This window comes from Aquimarina callyspongiae, from assembly GCF_034322225.1.
Taxonomy (GTDB): Bacteria; Bacteroidota; Bacteroidia; order Flavobacteriales; family Flavobacteriaceae; genus Aquimarina.
On the sequence record NZ_JAXLPA010000006.1, the window covers coordinates 1 to 18,888 of the forward strand.

At 32.8% G+C, this 18,888-nt stretch carries 12 protein-coding genes; 6 read left to right on the forward strand and 6 right to left on the reverse strand.

Annotated elements, in window-relative coordinates; translation table 11 throughout:
- The 4 genes from U0D62_RS22005 to U0D62_RS22020 all read right to left on the reverse strand — a co-directional run.
- Window positions 1-3,423, reverse strand: a 3,423-nt coding sequence (locus tag U0D62_RS22005) for a carbohydrate binding domain-containing protein (RefSeq protein ID WP_463428671.1), incomplete at its 3' end; no start/stop codon positions are given.
- A gap of 704 nt (window positions 3,424-4,127) precedes the next feature.
- Complete coding sequence (locus tag U0D62_RS22010; RefSeq protein WP_322289519.1) at window positions 4,128-4,535, reverse strand: glyoxalase; 408 nt, start codon at window positions 4,533-4,535, stop codon at window positions 4,128-4,130.
- Window positions 4,536-4,733: 198 nt separating this feature from the next.
- On the reverse strand, window positions 4,734-7,802 hold the full coding sequence (locus U0D62_RS22015; protein ID WP_322289520.1) for a WD40/YVTN/BNR-like repeat-containing protein: 3,069 nt from the start codon (window positions 7,800-7,802) through the stop codon (window positions 4,734-4,736).
- Between the two features lie 76 nt (window positions 7,803-7,878).
- A complete protein-coding gene (locus tag U0D62_RS22020) occupies window positions 7,879-8,616 on the reverse strand; it encodes an outer membrane lipoprotein-sorting protein (RefSeq protein ID WP_322289521.1) in 738 nt (245 codons plus the stop codon).
- Between the two features lie 191 nt (window positions 8,617-8,807).
- Here U0D62_RS22020 and U0D62_RS22025 point away from each other — a divergent pair, with 191 nt between their 5' ends.
- The 6 genes from U0D62_RS22025 (at window position 8,808) to U0D62_RS22050 (ending at window position 16,158) form a co-directional block, all read left to right on the forward strand.
- Window positions 8,808-9,701 (forward strand): DUF72 domain-containing protein, encoded by an 894-nt coding sequence (locus U0D62_RS22025; RefSeq protein ID WP_322289522.1) that lies wholly within the window; start codon window positions 8,808-8,810, stop codon window positions 9,699-9,701.
- A gap of 221 nt (window positions 9,702-9,922) precedes the next feature.
- Window positions 9,923-10,306 carry a hypothetical protein gene (locus U0D62_RS22030; protein ID WP_322289523.1) on the forward strand — a complete coding sequence of 128 codons (384 nt, stop codon included), beginning with the start codon at window positions 9,923-9,925 and terminating at the stop codon, window positions 10,304-10,306.
- 72 nt (window positions 10,307-10,378) lie between these two features.
- Window positions 10,379-11,488: a DEAD/DEAH box helicase gene (locus tag U0D62_RS22035; RefSeq protein WP_322289524.1), complete on the forward strand. Its 1,110-nt coding sequence runs from the start codon at window positions 10,379-10,381 to the stop codon at window positions 11,486-11,488.
- Window positions 11,489-11,802: 314 nt separating this feature from the next.
- On the forward strand, window positions 11,803-14,283 hold the full coding sequence (locus U0D62_RS22040; protein WP_322289525.1) for an ATP-dependent Clp protease ATP-binding subunit: 2,481 nt from the start codon (window positions 11,803-11,805) through the stop codon (window positions 14,281-14,283).
- Between the two features lie 61 nt (window positions 14,284-14,344).
- Window positions 14,345-14,794, forward strand: a complete 450-nt coding sequence (locus U0D62_RS22045; protein ID WP_322289526.1) for a hypothetical protein — start codon at window positions 14,345-14,347, stop codon at window positions 14,792-14,794.
- An 11-nt stretch (window positions 14,795-14,805) separates the two neighbouring features.
- On the forward strand, window positions 14,806-16,158 hold the full coding sequence (locus tag U0D62_RS22050) for a DUF5458 family protein (protein WP_322289527.1): 1,353 nt from the start codon (window positions 14,806-14,808) through the stop codon (window positions 16,156-16,158).
- Window positions 16,159-16,230: 72 nt separating this feature from the next.
- Here U0D62_RS22050 and U0D62_RS22055 read toward each other — a convergent pair whose 3' ends face one another.
- Both U0D62_RS22055 and U0D62_RS22060 read right to left on the reverse strand, forming a co-directional pair.
- Window positions 16,231-16,605, reverse strand: a complete 375-nt coding sequence (locus U0D62_RS22055; RefSeq protein ID WP_322289528.1) for a response regulator — start codon at window positions 16,603-16,605, stop codon at window positions 16,231-16,233.
- Window positions 16,602-18,806, reverse strand: coding sequence for a sensor histidine kinase (locus U0D62_RS22060; RefSeq protein WP_322289529.1), 2,205 nt, complete (start codon window positions 18,804-18,806; stop codon window positions 16,602-16,604). The genes U0D62_RS22055 and U0D62_RS22060 overlap by 4 nt, the downstream gene beginning before the upstream one ends.
- Window positions 18,807-18,888: the final 82 nt, after the last annotated feature.

The following is an 18,888-nucleotide window of genomic DNA, read 5'->3' on the forward strand; positions in this document are numbered from 1 at the left end:
ATAGGTACCATCGGTAAGACCCGTGAAAATACCCGTCGTATTAGTGAAATCAACTCCGTCAATACTATACTCATAACTCCCGTTACCATTCTGTGGGTTCGAAATCGTAATCTCTCCTAACTGAGGAGTAACACTAGAACCACTAGCATCACAACGATACTCCTGAGTGATCGCTATATCAGCGGTAAGGATGTCTGCTCCAACAACCGTAGCATTTAAAGCAGGATGTCTGCAACCAAAACGATCAATTACCTGAACAGAATGATTTCCTACAGGAATATTAATGAAGGTATGATCACCATTAGAACTTACAAAAGTTGAACTGTTTAAAACATAAGTAAATGGCCCTTCTCCTGCAATGAGCTGTATAAATAGAGAACCATCATCTCCAGGACAATCAGGATTTATAGCAGTAAGAGTAGCTTGTATTTCTTCATATGGACTTACAACAACACTTCCTGCAGGAATAATACACCCTGTAGAAGTATCTTGAACGAATATGGTATGAGTTCCAATTGTTGTAAACCTAAATACGTTGGAAGTCGATGGCTCTGGTGTCAATAATGGCGGAGTCATCGTACTGTTAGTTCCGTATATAAAACCTCCTATTCCTCCTGTAACATTTACTTCGACTAAAGCAATAAATTGATCAGGATCAAAAGGTGGACTACTCACACCTGGATCCGGTTGGTAATTAACATTACAACTTAGATCTCTCTGAAGTGTAGTTATAGCAGAAAATACAGGAGATGGATCTACTGTTATACTTTGTGTATCTATACATTCTCCATCATATGAAAGTACCTCTACATTATAGGTATCTATATTTAAACCGGTAAACGTATGATTAGGATTCGTAGTAGGTCCTTCACTAGCCGTAAATGGATTAGTAGCACTACTAATGTTATAGGTATAATTAGCATCCCCATCAGTCACCTGGATATGAACTTCGCCTCTACCTCCAGGGCATCCTGGATCGGTTGCAGTTATAGAAACTGTTGAATCCAGTACCTCCATAAACTGTGTTGTTGTAAATAAACAGGCGGTTGATAATCCACTGTTTTGACGTACGTTTACTGTATAAGTACCTCCTTCTGTTAAACCAGTAAATTCTGGCGATGCCTGGTAACCAATTGTTCCACCACCTGGCGTTACTAATTGATATTCATATTGGCTAGAAGAGTTCTGTACTCTAAGTGTACCAGGAGTACTACATACGATATCTCTTACAATAACCAGGTTTGGTTCAAAGTTATTTTTAAAGACATTAAAATAGAAAGTAATTGTACAGTTACCATCAAAAACAGTAGTAATTCTATATTCTCCTGCATCACTAACTGTATAATCTCTGGTAGTAGCTACCTGGGTCCAGTCTGCAGCACAACCGCCATCAACTGTAGGACAATCTCCATTTCTTGGAACTGTCGGACAGGCAGCAGGATCTAATCGTTCCCAAATTATAGAATTAGCATCTACAAAACCTGAATCTAAATAAATTGAATCTGTAGCTCCACATAAAAATAATTCTGGTAATGGATCTCCAGTAATAGGACAGGTTCTAACATTACCATTAACATTTGGATCATTAGCAATTGGGATAATAGGGTTAGTAACGGTATTAAAAGCCGTTACCGTCCAGATCTCGAAAAGATCATTACAGCTTGGATTACCTCCTTTATCTACACGATATCGTCCTCCAGTACTAACTGTAAGTGTTTGGTTTGTGCCTACGGTAGCACCAGTATCTAAATTTGTCCATACATATGTAGAAAATCCTGATCCAGCTACTAAATCTATACTTCCTGTACAAATAAAAGCTTCAAAATTACCATCACAACTTGCTAAATCTATAGTGACTGTAGAAGCTCCTTCAATATCGAATAAACAACTATCTTGTGCTAATACACTATCTTCATTTGTAATATTGATATTAGAAACACTGCCTGTATAACTAGACACTGCTATATTTGTAATTTCATTAGAACAAGCATCACGTAAATCGGCACAACTGGATACCACATTTACTCCAAAACGAATAGATGTCGGACCATCGAACCGTTCTATTTGCTCATCATCTATAGTAATATTAACCTCATGATTTGCTGAGTTATAGGACCCGTTTAACCCTAAACTACCAGTAATGCTTCCTGTATTAAAAATAACGTTAGTAGGTAAAGCATCCCTAATACTTGCATTAATAATATCTTCATTACCCTGATTTTCTATTTCTAATTCATAGAATAACTGATCTCCTGGGTTTACTGCACCACCGGTGATATCGATACCATTAATGTCTAAAACTTGTTTCTTTACTTTTAATATAGGCCGATTTATAACGAAAGGATCTGTGTAAGGAGCTCCTATCACTAATCCATTACTATCCACTGTGGCAGGGTCAACTCCGTATACTCCGGTATCATTACCATCAGCATCGGGATCATTATAAGCTTCATCAGCATCACTACACCCATCAGCATCGCTATCCAGGTTTAGAAAATCAGGAGTTCCATCATTGCCTGTATCTATGGGAGTTGTACCATTTCCTGCAGAAGTAGGAATTCCTTTAGTTGTAGAATTATCTACATTGTTATCGTCATCATCAGCTCTTCCGTCATCATTTAGATCATCTCCTCCAGATTCAACAACATCATAAACCCCATCATTATCACTATCTAAATCTTGATCGTTTGGAATTCCATCACCATCAAAATCCGGGCAATTTCTAATTAAAAAAATCTGGACATTATCTATAAGGTTTCCTACACTAGGCCTGTTTCCTGCTGTGGATACGGATTCGATTATAAATAATGTATTAGTTTGACCAGCAGGAACCGTATATAAACCGGCATATTGTTCAAAAGTAAACCTATCTGTTTCCATAATGGTTTGAACTGGAGCTGTGGCAAAATTATTTCCGATTCTTACAGAAGCTCTGTCAATACCAACTCGACCTTTATGATTTAATGACCAGAGGATTTGATCTCCTGGATTTACATTGATAGTTTGATAAATCGCTGAAGGAGCGGTTGAATTAAGTTCTACTATAATATCACCTTCAGGTGCTGTAATCCCTAAGAAATTTCTTCCCCAATATTCTATTAGTCTATTAGGTAATGAACTATTCCAGCCTACGATATTAGAATCATGAATTAATCCCCAATTATTTGGAGGGACTAGATTACCAAGTTCAAAACTTCCGTTTAGTATAATATCAGGAATTCCGCATTCTACAGTATCAGGAATACCGTCATTGTCATCATCAAGATCATAGAGATCACATATGTTGTCATTATCACTATCAGTAATACCAATATTATTTACTGTAGTACAATCTTGGGAAAAAAGCGGATTGAAAAAAAATAATAAAAACCCTACAAAGCATAATTTAGCAGGGCACAAGTTGATTAGTGTCTTTATATTCATTGGGGTAGTTTTGGGGTTTAACTGAATTATTTGTTTTTATGATCAAATAATTGAGATTATCACTATAAAATGAATTAATGATATCAAAAAGTGGTTCTAAAAAAGCGGATAGATCTATTTAAGCCTTAAAAATAGACATGAGATAGAGGGTTTTTAAAGTGCAAAGAATAATGTTTGTTGTAGGAGAGTAGTTTTTTTCCATATAATCGATTGGTTAATTACGTTAATTTGTGTTCATTAAAAGTAAGAAAAAACATATTAATAATAATGGAATTTATTATTTTTTTGTTAAAAAAATGTTTTTAAACGGATTTTTTGATTGTTTTAACTTGTTGAAGCTGGTGCCTGTAAGCTTTGCAAACAGTGATTATTCCCTGAAAACATAAGAAATGTATCTAGAGATTGAATACTTCTTTAAATAGACGAAAGAATTTAAAAATTCAGGAAGTTTTGAATTAAATAATAATAAACGTGTTTAATTTAAAATGAAAATCTCCATAAAACGGATGATTATTTAAGATGTATTAATTTCGGTATCTTTTTTATTTAGAAAATAAACATGCTTGTAAATAATTGATTAAGAAATTTAAATTGATGGAAGAGTAAGCAGGTGTTGTAATTATTCGTTATAAAAAAGCCGAAGGAAATAGATTTCTTTCGGCTTTTTATTTGGTATGTTTAAATTTTTTAAAAAGTTTTTTCTTTTAACACGCAATGTCTTTTTCTAATAACTGAATATTACTTTGTAAACGTTCTTTTACAATATTCATCATTCTCTTATTAAGGGCAGATGAATTTTTAATATAGACAGCGTATTCTTCAACAGTAAATTGACCTATGATCATTCCCTTAAGGCTATTCCGGAATTTCATGTCTTTTTGAACGGCATTTTCAATAAATAACATTCTTTTTTCTAAAGTTAGATCATAAAAAGTGTTTTTTCTCTTTCCTATATAGTTTTTAAATACCGCAATAAGTAAATCATTCTGTAATTTGATTATCGGACGAATAGTTTTATTTTGAAATTGCTCATCTCTGGACATATTATCAGAAACTCTTGCATTCAAAATTTGCGGCCTCATCGCCAATAAATTTGTTTCCCTGTTTTCCATAATAAAGAGTGTTTACTAAAATTACTTAATTGTTCTATCCAAATTAAAGAAGCCTTAATAGAGTTTTAAACTATTTATGAACAACCTTTGTAACTATAAAGTAATAAGAAGATTTCTTTAATAGTGTTACCAAATTTTTAGGATATGGTAAAAAAAATGCTCCTTTTTCAGGAGCATTTTTTTAAGGAAGAAAAGTGATTATTTATTTATAAAATCCTCTTTGCTTAATATATTAATAGGAGTAGAGGAGTTCTTTTCCAGGTATTTCTTTAGCTTGGCTATTTCTTTTGCTTCTATTTTATCAAAAGCTATCTTAGCCTCATTTAATCTGGATTCGAGTACTTCTTTATTTTCTAATTGAGAAGAAGAAGGTTTTTCGAACTGATCTGCAACTTCACCATATAGTTCTGCTAACTTTTCTCTTAATTGAGGTTCTGCTTCTGCCACATAGTTATCACCAGTTGTTACTACTAATGTTTCTTTTAAAGCATTTAACTTATCAATTACAGGAGTGGTAGTTTTTTTAGACTTAGGGTCATTTTTTTTCAGAGATTCAGCAGCCTTTATATTTTGATCAATCTGATATACCAGATAAGCTAAGTTCTGCATCTCATCAAATAAGCTCTTAGTCGTTTTCAATTGCTCTTTACGCTCTTCGGTAGTAACTATAGAATTAGGATCGTTTTTTAGCTTAATGGTACTCTCATACTTGTTTTTTCCTTTGCTAAGAATTACTTTATACTCTCCTTCAGAAACTCTGGGAGCAGTAAACCCGCCAAAGGTAAATGTTTTACCGGCAGCTACTTTTGGTGCTTTTTTTCTAAAATTCCAATTAACGATATTGATTCCTTTGGATTTTCCTGGAGTTAGAGTTACCAATTCATTGCCAGATAAATCTTGAATTGATAAAGTCATTTTTCCAAAAGTGTGTCGTTTCTTTAAATAGTAAATAATTTGAGCAGAAGAACTAGGGTTATCTCCTACAAATTGAAGTTCTGTACTTCCTCCACCAAAACCACCTTCTTCCTTTATAATAGCAGTTTTAGTATCAAAAAAATGAACATCTTTTTTTAGTACTTCTTGACTGATCTGTCTTAAAGGAGAAATATCATCTATAATAATGACACCTCTACCATGAGTTCCTAATACCAGATCGTTTGTCCTTTTTTGTAAATCAATAAAATGTACTGCAGTAGCAGGCATATTATTTGTAAAACGAGACCAGTTTTTTCCTCCATCGATGGTAATAAATAACCCAAATTCTGTTCCCAAATAGAGTAACTCTTTGTTTACATAATCTTCTTGAATATTTCTGGCAAAACCAATAATATCATCTGTTACGATTGAATTCCAGGTATTTCCGTAATCTGTGGTTTTGTATACATATGGGTTCATATCGTTTTGAGCATGACCATCAAAGACAGCATAAGCAGTACCCTTGTTATGTGAACTAGCTTCTATATGATATACCCAAGTGTTTTTTGGTAAACCTTGTATGTTTGCTATTGTATTTGTCCATGTTTTACCTCCATCTTGTGTTACTTGAACATTACCATCATCGGTACCTACCCAAATTATTTTTTCATCCAAAGGAGATTCTGCAATTGTAAATATAGTAGTATGGGTTTCTGCTCCTGATTTATCAATAGAAATCCCACCTGATTCTTTATCCTGTTTTAGAGGATCATTTGTTGTGAGATCTGGAGAGATTTTTTTCCAGTTATCACCTTTGTCTTCACTGATATGTAAAAATTGACTTCCTATATATATTCTATCTGGTTGATGTTTGCTTACTGCTATAGGAGCGTTCCAGTTAAATCGTAAATCGGCTTCTCCTTTGATTTGTAATGGTTGTATAGTTTTGGTAGTATTTTTATCAACATCATATCTCCAAACATTTTGAGCTCCTTGCATTTCTGAATAAATAATGTTCTTAGTAGGATGTTTTAATACTCTAAATCCATCTCCAACTCCAACTCGTTTCCAATCTCTAGCTTCGATGCCTCCAGGAGAAGAAGAAGGGCCATACCAAGAACCATTATCTTGTAAGCCTCCATAAATATTATATGGTTCAAGATCGTCAACACTGATTTGGTAAAACTGAGAAACAGGCATATTATCTACAATATCCAGAGTTGCTCCTCCGTCCCAACTTCTGTATACACCACCATCTGTTCCTACATACATACGATCAGAGTTTTTAATATCAAAAACAATATCATGGATATCCGCATGCATATTACCAAGGTTCTTAAAGGTTTTTCCTCCATCTCGAGAAATTGAACCAAACAAACCTCCTTTAACCAATATATCTGGGTTTCTAGGATTTACTACAATTCTTGAAAAATAAAAGGGCCTTACCACAAGCCCGAAATCACCATTGAGTAATTTCCAGTTGGCTCCTGCATCATCAGATCTATAAAGTCCTTTATCTTCTTTACTTTCAACAACAGCATATAGTATTTTAGAATTTGATGGTGCAATGGCAAATGCAAACCTACCTAAATCTCCTTCTGGGAAACCGTTATGAATTTTATTCCAGGTTTTACCGGCATCTGTAGATTTGTATAAAGCACTGTTAGGACCTCCAGAATTAAATCCCCATCCAGTTCGTCTAAATTCCCACATTCCTGCATATAATGTATTAGGATCATTAGGATCCATAACTACATCTGTAGCTCCTGTACGTTCATTGATATAAAGTATTTTTTCCCAGTTTTTACCACCATCTGTAGTTTTGTAGACACCTCTCTCTGAACTATCTCCCCATAAAGCTCCTAAAACACCAACATAAATTTCGTTAGAGTTTTTTGGATTAATCTCAATGCTACTGATACGTTCAGATTTTTCGAACCCTATTTTTTTCCAGTTTGCTCCTCCATCATTGGATTTATATAATCCATCACCTATAGAGACACTATTTCTGGTCCAGATTTCACCGGTACCTACCCAAATAGTATTATCAGGATCACTGGGATCAATTTTAATAGCACCGATGGATTGCGCGTGTTTATCAAAAATAGGAGCAAAGCTGGCTCCGCCGTTTGAAGATTTCCATACACCGCCACCTGCTGCTCCGGCATAGATAACACGATCGTTGGTTGGATGGTTTTCTAAATCGATAATCCGCCCACTCATAAGAGCAGGGCCAATATGTCTGGCTTCTAATTTTCCGAATAGCTCTTTGCCTTTAAGAACAATGTCTTGAGCCTGCAAGCCTAAAGATAAAATAAGACTAAGACCTGCAATTATAATCCGTTTATTCATAATTACTTGGTTGATTATTAGTTGTGTGAAAAAAAATCCCCAAACAAGTTGGGGATGATGTATTTATATGTATGAATTACTTCTTTTCAGGGAAAGCAAACTTCGTATTGTCAACTTCTGGATCGATTTTGATTTCAGTAAAATTCATCGTTTGAAAATCATTACCTATTGTAAAAGGAAAATAAACACCATTTACTTCTTGATAATCACTTATAGAAGATTTTATTGTTTGACCCTTCATAGGACCTTCATTTATTTGAGATTCCATAATTATAGGAACAAAGTTTTCCGTATCAAAGTAGTAATGAGTAATATTAGGCTGAGATTGCCCATCTATAGTGATCGGATCTTTGGTTAATTTTACTTTAAAAGTTTCAGTACCGTCAATAGTTTCCTTACCGATTAATTCTACAGCATACCCTTTTTCTTTATAATTTAAGAAAGGATCAGGAAAATCTTTAGTTTGCTTTTTCATATTATCAGTAGCTTCACTATCACTTTTTTCAGCTTCCATAGTCATTTGGTTTCTAGTCCATGAAGTTTCTCCATCAAAAGCAGACCATATCATACGACTACCTTGAAGTTCTATAGTGATTAATTGTTTACCATCTTTTGTGGATACTTGTTCAAAAGGAATTTCCATTCCTTGCATTTTCATCACACCAACCATTTCGATCCCTTTAAGCTTTTCCCAATTTTCTTTTCCTCCGGTATTTTCAAAATAATTAGCGATTATTTCATCTGCTGTTTGTGCTTGAACAGGTGCAATAATGGCAATTACCATTGCTACGATTAATGACTTTAAAGTATTCATTGTTTAAATTTTAATTGTTGTTACTGTAAAGTTAGTCAATCGTATCTTATTTTTGTTACACTATTTTATGAATCTTTTTAAGTTAAAACAAAGAAATAAACTGTGAAAATTTGATAGATGTTTATAGAATTGTTATTTAGTTGTGATTATAATAAATAATGTCTAATTGATAAAAACCATAAAACTTTCTTATGAAATTTGGAAAAGTCGATCATCCAGAAACAATAGATTTTATATTACCAGAGGATCATAAAGATACTAGTAGAGTATTATCAGAAAAGGGATCTACTGACAACCTATCAGTATATGTTGGATGTGCAAAATGGAATAAACAAGATCTCAAAGGGTTTTATCCTCGTGGAACAAAGGATGAATTACAATACTACTCAAGACAATTTAATTGTATAGAGCTTAATGCTACGTTTTATAGAATTTTTCCAGAGGATCAATTTAAGAAGTGGTATGATAAGACACCAGAAGGGTTTAAGTTTTTTCCTAAACTAGTTCAAAATATTTCACATTTAAAACGTCTCAATGATGATGTCCAACCGTATGTTGATCAATATTTATCAAATGCCCTACATCTAAAAGAAAAGTTAGGTACTATTTTTTTACAAATGCACGGTAATTTTGCTCCTAAAAACTTTGATCGAGTTATAAAGTTTATGGAACAATGGCCTAAAGAAGTAAAATTAGCAGTAGAATTTAGGCATACAGATTGGTTCAATGATGAAACAGTTTCTGGTGAATTATATGATCTTTTGGAACAGCATAACATTGCAAATATTATTACAGATACTGCGGGAAGAAGAGATTTATTACATATGAGACTTACAAATAATGAATCTTTTATTAGATATGTTGGAGCAAATCATGAATCAGATTACACAAGGTTAGATGATTGGATTAATCGATTAAGCACTTGGACCGATATTGGATTGAGTAATGTTCATTTTTTCGTTCATCAAAATGTTGAAAAAGAATCTCCATTATTATCAAAATACTTTATCGAAAAACTTAATGCAAAAATTGGTACAGATTTAAGTTTGCCTAATCATGATTCTGATGGGCCAAAATTATTTTAACTGTTAAACAATCAGTGAATTAGGGTGAAACGATAAAAAAAGTAGAAAAAAGTGCAGGATATAGTGTTAAAATACTATTATATTTTGTCTCTTGTCGATTTTTTGAGTACTTTACCGATGTTTTTGAATAACAAACCTTATTAGGTTATATGCTTTGCCGAAGCTATTATTAATATTTGTGCGTGATTTCAAAAATACAATTAACGTAATTTCCCTATATTATGAATAAACTATTACTCACTTTATCTACCATAATTACTATGTTTTGTTTAAATACGGGGCATTCACAACATACCAAATCTGATCTCCATTTTTTCTTTTTAGAATCTGAAGTAGACAATGAAGATAAACATTTCAGTATAGAAAAGAAAGTTTTTTCTTACAGTTTTTTAAAAAATACTTTTGAAGAGCATCATTTTGAGAATAGATTTATCCTTGATCATGATACTCTACATGAATTATCATTAATAGATATTATTTCTTCTGATGAAGGAGCAGATTTTAATTGCTCCGGAGGGTTTTGTATGACCAAGTCACACTTTCATAAGAAAGGACTAACCCTTAAGAAACAATTTTTTGATTATTTTAAAAATATAGCCTGTTAAAAGCTAAGTAGTTTTATTTTATTTGAGGTGTGGATGTATTAGACTACTTTTGTACTCCAAATAGTGTAAGACATGACATTTTTAGATTTAGGAGTATCCAAGAACCTTAATAAAGGGTTAGCTGATATAGGAATTAGTACCCCAACAAAAATACAAGAACAAGCAATACCTGTATTAATTAATAACCAAACAGATTTTATAGGTAAAGCTCAAACAGGAACAGGAAAAACAGCGGCTTTTGGTATTCCGTTACTTACACATATAAACCCAGAATTAAAACATATTCAAGCCTTGATTCTTGCACCTACCAGAGAACTTGGACAACAGATAGCAAAACAATTATTTAAGTATACAAAGTATACAGATAAGATTTTTACTGAATCTGTGTATGGAGGAGAGAAGATAGAAAAACAAATTTCTAGACTAAAACGCCCCACTCATATTATAGTTGCTACACCAGGAAGGCTTATTGATCTTATAGAGAAAAAAGTTGTAGATATCTCTAAGATCAGAACTATCGTAATGGATGAAGCTGATGAAATGTTAAGTATGGGGTTTAAAAAGGATTTAACTACTATTCTTAGTAAAACTAAAGGGGATAGAAACGTTTGGCTTTTTTCTGCTACGATGCCTTCTTCCTTGCATGAAATTATTAATACCTATGTTAGTAAGCAGGCTATTAAAGTAACGATTGATAAAAACGATGCTGTTAATAAAGGCATTGATCATCATTTTGTGGTTGGGGAAGAAGCAAATAAGTTAGATACACTTACTTATTTTTTAAAATCTCAAAAAAATAACAGAGGTATTATTTTTACTAAAACTAAGGTTGCTGCCCGTACACTCTCTAAACAACTGAAAGCAAAAAACTATGAAATAGGATTGCTGGAAGGAGAAATGACACAAAAAGAGCGAGATAAGGTTATGCGAGCTTTTAAAAATAAAACTTTACAATTGTTAGTATCTACAGATGTAGCTGCCAGAGGTATTGATGTAGCTAATCTTGCTTTTGTAGTACATTATCAGCTTCCTGATCAAATCGATTATTATACACACAGAAGCGGTAGGACTGCCAGAGCTGGCAAAACAGGGTTGTCTTTGGCTTTGATTGTAAAACAGGAATTAAAAGTAATCAGAGATCTTGAAAAGAATTTAGGTATTCGATTTACTCAGATAAGATAATATTAAATCAATCTTTATATTTGATAATATTTGCTTAACCGATATTCTTTGGTATACATAGCACACTTTTAATTATAATCACTACCCTGAAAACAGGGGGTATTATTTCACTAATAAAGGTGTAAATAATCGATAATTATCGATGTATATTTGATTTATTATTGGCAATAAAATCTAAAATAGTCTATGGGGAATTATTCGCTGAAAGATTATTAGATTATGAATCCAATAAAAAAACAAATATTGTAAATACTTAGCACTTATATTTTTGCTAATTATTGGGTTATTTGCTTATTTTACCAAAAACCAACTTCATGCAAATATTAGATTACAAATTATCATCTTCTGTTGATACGGCAATTCATATAGCACAATCTATCGCCAAAGAATATTATAACGATCAATATAACGCTGCTCATTTGTTAAAAGCATTGTTGCATAAAGACGTTGGGTTAAGAGATTTTTTTAATCAAATAGATGGAGATATATATTATTATGAAGAGTGGTCAGAGGTAAGAATAGAAGCATTACCTAGAGTTGTTGCTATGCCCGATAATATTGTAGGCGACAAGTCAATTGAAGCTGTATTTAATGAAGGAGATACGATTAAGTTAAAGCTTGGAGAAGAAGAAATTACACCACAAGCATTATTAATTTCTCTTTGTACTCCAGGAGTAGGGTTTTCTTATGAGCAATTAAAAACTTTACCGCTTAAAGCAGATGAACTTTTGATAGCATCTACTCAAGGAGCATCTAACTCAAATAGCAAAACAAACGAAAATAAGACAACACCTGTTAGAAAAGGCAACAAAACAGGTGCTGGTGTTTTAGAAGAATATTGTATCGATAAAACGTTTGAGGCAAAAAATCAATTACTTGATACTATTTTTGGGCGAGATGCCGAAATCAAAATGATTATTGAGATTTTAGGAAGACATGCTAAGCCCAATGTATTAATTGTAGGAGAACCTGGAGTAGGGAAAACTGTCTTATTAGATGGTTTTTCTGAAGCGATTTCTCAAGATAATGTTCCTGACTCTATAAAAAATGCGCAGGTATATGAATTGGATTTTATCAATCTTGTGTCTGGGGCTTCTTATAAAAGTGAAGTAGAGGATAGGTTCAAAAAAATCATTACGGCCGTTAAAGAATTCGACAAGCCTATTATTTTAATAGATGAAATTAATAACCTTGCTGATAAAGATAGTGGAAACCAAGGATTGGTTAATATCTTAAAATCAGAATTGGCAAAAGGTGAGGTTACTTTTATTGCTACAGCAACCAATGATGCCTATAGAAAACATGTTGAAACAGACGAAGGATTAACAAGGAGATTTGAAACAGTATCCTTAGAAGAACCTTCAGAGAATGATACTTTAAAAATGATTTCTAATACGATTAGTAAGTATCAAGAGCATCATAAATTAGCAATAGATAATGATACAATTGCAGAGGCAATTCGCCTTTCAAAACGTTATAATAAAGACAGAAGTTTACCGGATGCAGCTATTGATTTAATAGATAGAACAATGTCTGCCTCAAGATATATGATAGAGACTACTTCTGATCAGATTCTATTATTGCAATCGGATCTCGAAGAAATAAAAAACAAAGAAGTTTCTCAAGAAGATATGGTAGATGAAATAGAGTGGTTTTACAATAATTTAAAAAACAAGTTTAGCTACCTTTTATTTACCGAATTGGGTGAGGAGGATACATTTTTGAGATCTGAAACTATAGAACAAAATATTGAAAAAATAGAGAATATTCTAGATCGTTTCCTAAAAAAAGCTTCAGAAAATAAAGAAGATGTAGATAAAAACGATGTTTCTGCAACCATTGCTAATAAAACAGGAATTCCTGTAGGTAAACTTCAGGCAGATGAAAAAGAGCGCTTGTTGAATATGGAAGACCATCTTAAAAAACGGGTTATAGGTCAGGATCATGCGATACAAACGATTACAGAAGCGGTATTAGAATCAAGATCAGGTTTGAGCAAACCTGGCTTACCAACAGGATCTTTCTTTTTTACAGGACCCACAGGAACTGGGAAAACAGAATTAGCGAAGTCATTGGCAGAATTTTTGTTTCAGACAGAAGAAGCAATTATTAGGTTTGATATGTCTGAATTCAAAGAAGAACATTCTGCAGCATTATTATATGGTGCACCTCCAGGATATGTGGGATATGAAGAAGGAGGATTGTTAGTTAATAAAATCCGTCAGAAACCATATTCGATTGTTCTTTTTGATGAAATTGAAAAAGCGCACCCTTCTGTATTTGATATTTTCTTGCAAATTCTTGATGAAGGAAAATTGAATGACAGACTTGGTAAGACGGGAGATTTTTCAAACGCAGTTATATTATTTACTTCTAATATTGGAAGCGAGCATGTAGTACAATCTTTTACAGATGGAGAAATCCCTAAATCTTCAGATCTTTTAGAATTAATGTCAAAACATTTTAGGCCTGAATTTTTAGGAAGACTAACAGAAATTGTTCCTTTTGCTCCGATAACCAAGGAAAATGTGGTTAAGATCTTTAACATTCAGTTAAAAGATTTACATAAAGCTTTGGCTAAACAAGAAGTAACTTTAAAACTTACAGATGCAGCCCAAGAATATTTGGCTCATAAAGGTTTTACACCTAAGTATGGAGCAAGACCATTACGAGGTGTTATACGTACAGAATTAAGGTCTGTACTTTCAAAAAAATTGATAACCGGAGAAATAGGAAAAGGCACTTTGGTGCAACTGGATGTAAAGGATGAAAAAATGCAATGGTCGTTTCAATAAAAGTTATGACCTGCAATAAAATTTAGTATATTTATCATTAACAAATCATTATATAAGAGATATGAGCGGTAATACTTATGGATTAGGAGGAACAGAGATTAAAACCGATGCCAGTGAGGCAATTCTGGAAATTGGCCAGAATAAAACTCTTCTTGTTCAAAAACTAACAAATGATCAGCCGATTAAACCTGAGGTAGTTAGTGGATTAACCTCTGTTGAAGCTGTATTCGAAAATTATAAACCTGAGATAGACGTAGATTTTGAGAATGCAGATGGTGTAGAAAGCAAGGAAACTTTAAAGTTTAATAACCTGGGAGATTTTGGTAAAAAAGGGATTGTTAATCAAAGTAAATATTTGAATGATCTTAGTACAGAAAAAGATCAGTATTTAAAAGTGGTTAAACAACTTAAATCAAATAAAATATTAAAAACGGCACTTGCGGACCCTGAGGCCAAAGAAGCTTTAATAAGGTCAATCGAATCATTAATAGCAGAATTACAACAAGGTTAAAAAATCAATAAATGGCAGCAGGAAAAGAAGCTCGCAAGAGTGTTAAAATAGAAGACCCGGTTAAGGAATTAAAAATCAATGAAGAGAAATTAGCCAGATATGGTGGATTTGATTTGTTAGAAGCCTGTATTGATGATGTACAGAATATGAATCCGGACCGTAAAGCACGTAAAAAGATTTTTCTTACAGAATCGTCTAAGAAACTAGAGCGTGCCAAGCTTCAAAAAACGTTAGAGATATGGAGTGATATCTTATCTTCATCAGAAGATATTCCTACCATGGTAGATGAATCCGAAAAACGTTCTGAAATAGCAGGAAAATCACTTGAAAAGAATTTAGGAGATGCTCTTGAACAAACCAGAGAATTAGAACAATCATATAGATCCGTTGCATTATTCTTCAAAAATACAGAATCTTCAAAAGTTAAGAATATTAATATTTTGAATGCAGAACTGGACCAACTTAAAGATCTGGATAATACCAGATTTATAGATGCTATAGAAGAAGAACTTGTACAAGGGTTTGATCGTTTGGATTTACGAGATAACTATGGTTTATTGGTAGTTCCAGGATATTTAGGTTCTAATAAAGTAGTTGAAAAGTGGGCAAAAATAGCTCACGAGAATAAAGTAATGATGGTTACTGATTTTGAGCATTTAGATGAGCCAGATGATGTAATGGAAATGTTTGAATCAGCAAATTTAACCGGAGGCGATAAATATCGTTCGAACGTCATTATGGCTTGTAACTGGTTAGTGGGAAGAGGTAAACACGATGAAGTAGGAGAAGAGGATGATCTTTTTGTCCCGCCATCCAGTGCATTAGCAGGTAAAATATACAAAACATTAATGTCGCAAGTAACTGCCGGTAAAAAGTATGGTGGTATGAATGAGGTTGATGGTGTAAGATTTGATCTAAAGAAAAGTGAGATTGCCCAATTAGAGAAATTAGGATTGGTTCCTATGGTAAATGAATATGGTAAAGTTATGGCGTTTTCTGCTAAAACTTTATTTAATGGAGATAATCTTGGGCTTCAAACTTATTCTGTTGTAAGAGTATTTGACTATGTTACCAAAGTGCTTATGGATTTCTTAAACAGAAGAGCTTTTGAAAACTTTAACTCCAGAACTCGTAAAGAGTTAATGGGACAAATCGTCAAGTTTCTTGATAATATTACAGGGCCGGATCAATTGATAGAGGATTTTTCTATAAAACGTTTTGAGCAAGATCCACAACAAAAAGATAGAGTATATCTTGATATTCATATGAAACCTTATTTCCCGGCAAAAAACTTTATGATTAAAATGGATGGTCAAAAAGGAGATGATGGGACCGATTGGGATTCTGATTATGAGCAACAATAATTTTTTACGATATAATAAGAAAAAGCGAGTACAATTTGTACTCGCTTTTTTTATATTGTAAAATTCTCATTATTATGATAGCGCAGGATTGATCTTGGCAATAGCGTTTTTGAGTTTGTTAAAATTAACAGGTTTAGAAAAATACTTATCAAATCCCAGATTAATAAATCTTTTTTCATCTCCGGGCATAGCATATGCAGTCACAGCATATACTGGAATATCTTTTAAAATATCTAATTTTCTAAATCTTTTAAGTAACTCACAACCGTCCATTTGATTAAGTCCGAGGTTGATATCTACAAGAATAAGATCCAATGGAGACTCTGTTACGACTTTTAAAGCTTGCATTGGGTTGTCTGCAATAATAACTCTGGATGCATCTCTAGATAACATCTTGTCCATTACTATTGCATTTATTTTATTGTCTTCTACGTAAAGTATATTCATATGCTTTTTGGAATTATAATAATAAACTCAGTTCCCTTACCTACCTTACTTTTTACTTTTATTTTCCCTCCAAGAATCTCAATATAACGTTTTGACAAACTTAGCCCGATACCCGTTCCTTCATATTTTCGGCTTAATCCAATACTCTCTTGGATAAAAGGCTCGAATATTTTTTTAATGAAAGCCTTTTTAATTCCGATACCGGTATCCTGAATCGAAATATAAATATTATTTTTTGAAGGTACAGAATAAATTTTAATTAATATACCTCCTTTTTTAGTGTACTTTATTGCATTATGTATAATATTATCTAAAGCAGGCTTAAATAATGCTTCATCTATTTTAATGACAGGAGATGTTTCATCAAGCTCTAAACGATATTTTAAGTTCTTGACATTAGCCATATGTCGATATTCACGAAATGAAGTTTCTACTAAGTAGTTTGTATCAACTTCGTTATAGTTAAGATTTTTTTGAATACTCTCTATCTCACTAAAGTTGGATAAGTTGGTAATTGTATCTAGTAACCTGTCTTTACTTTCTTCAAGGTATCCAATTAACTCTTTTTGCTCTTCAGGGTCATTGTTTTCAATCAAAAGCTTACTTATGGTAATGATCCCATTAAGAGGTGTTCTTATTTCATGACTAAAATTTGATAAGATGTTAGATTTAAGTTCACTTAGCTCTTGCTCTTTGATATGAGCTTCTTTGATCGATAAATCTGCTAATTTTTGTTCGGTAATATCGTGAAAGCTTATCAGTACCGAATTAATTATGTTTTCATTATCAAAGATAGGAGTGTACTTAGATTCTAACCACATAATATTCCCCTTGTTTGTAGTACGTTCGATTTCTTTTCTTACAATATTTCCTTTTAAAGCTTCATTAAATTCGTGAGCAAAAGTGTTTTTAAAATTAAGAGGTGTTACATCTATAAACTGACAGGGAGTTTCATAGGGATTCACATTAAAGTCTTGCTTAATTATTTTCAATGACGCTTCATCCGTCATCAAGATTTTTCCGTTAGTGTCCAGAAGAACAGTATAGGCAAACCCATTGTTGACCATAGCTTGTAGTCGATTTCTGCTATTGGCAATGGCTTTCTCATTTAGTTTTCTTTGATGTACATCGATGAGGTTACCGATCATTCTGATGGTTTTACCTTTTTTGTTTTTTCTTTTAAAACCATAAACCTCATAATGCCTATACTCTCCGTTAATAAGTTTAAGACGATAATGGTTATAATAATGAGGACCTTCTTGTTTAAGATTATCCAAGTGTCTTTGTAATGCATCTTCTGCATCATCTGGGTGAATCATTTTTCTAAAGGCTTCTTCAGGAAAAAAATCTTCTTCCAGAGGAAGGCCTAGCATTTTTTTAAAATCCTCACTGTAAAAAACAACATTTTTTTCTATTAGATGATCAAACAAACCAGACCTGATTCCTTTTAAAGCAAGGTGTTTAGTTTCTTCATTTTGTCGTAGCTTTTCAATATAATTATAACGCTCAGTAACATCAGCAATGGTCCCGTTAACAAATACAACTTCTCCCTTGTATATAACCGGGTGCGCTACTACTTTGACCCATTTTTCATTACCTTTCTCGGTAATTATTTTTTCGGTATACTCATAAGGTTCTTTATCTTTGATGAGGTTATTTAAATAACTTTCTACCTTTTTTCTTGTTTTTATTGGATAATAACCGATTCCTTTTTCTCTCGTAATAGGTGTGTCAGGAGCTAATTCTTTGATAAGGTAACACCCTTTGGACCAATACATATCTTTATTCTTCGGGTTGTAATACCAAGCTCCTGTTTTGGTGAGTTGAGAAATGGTAACTAAAGCCCTATGTTCTTTGTACTCTTCAGTAGTATCAAGCCCTGTAGCATAAATAAGATCATTATAATATATTAGATCAAGTTTTAAAGAGAGCACACCTTCTTTTTGTGTAGGAAAACTAAAACTTTGATTTATTATAGGGTTTTTATCTGAAATAGTTGAGGTGACAGATTTAAAAATAGGAACATCATCATCAATAATAAAATCTGTTAGATTTTTTCCTTTTATATCATCTATATCGCAAGGAAACAGAATTTTGCTTCTATTGTTTATTGCTATGATTTTTCCATTCTTTTTAAAAATCAGAAGGAAGAGTAAAGTTTTTTCAGATAAGGTTCCTAGTTGCTCTAGCGTAAATGGCATAGTCGGTTTAATTCTACCTACAAGTTACAAAATGATTTTATAATTAATTAAGTTATGGTCTGAACAAGATTATTTAGATATC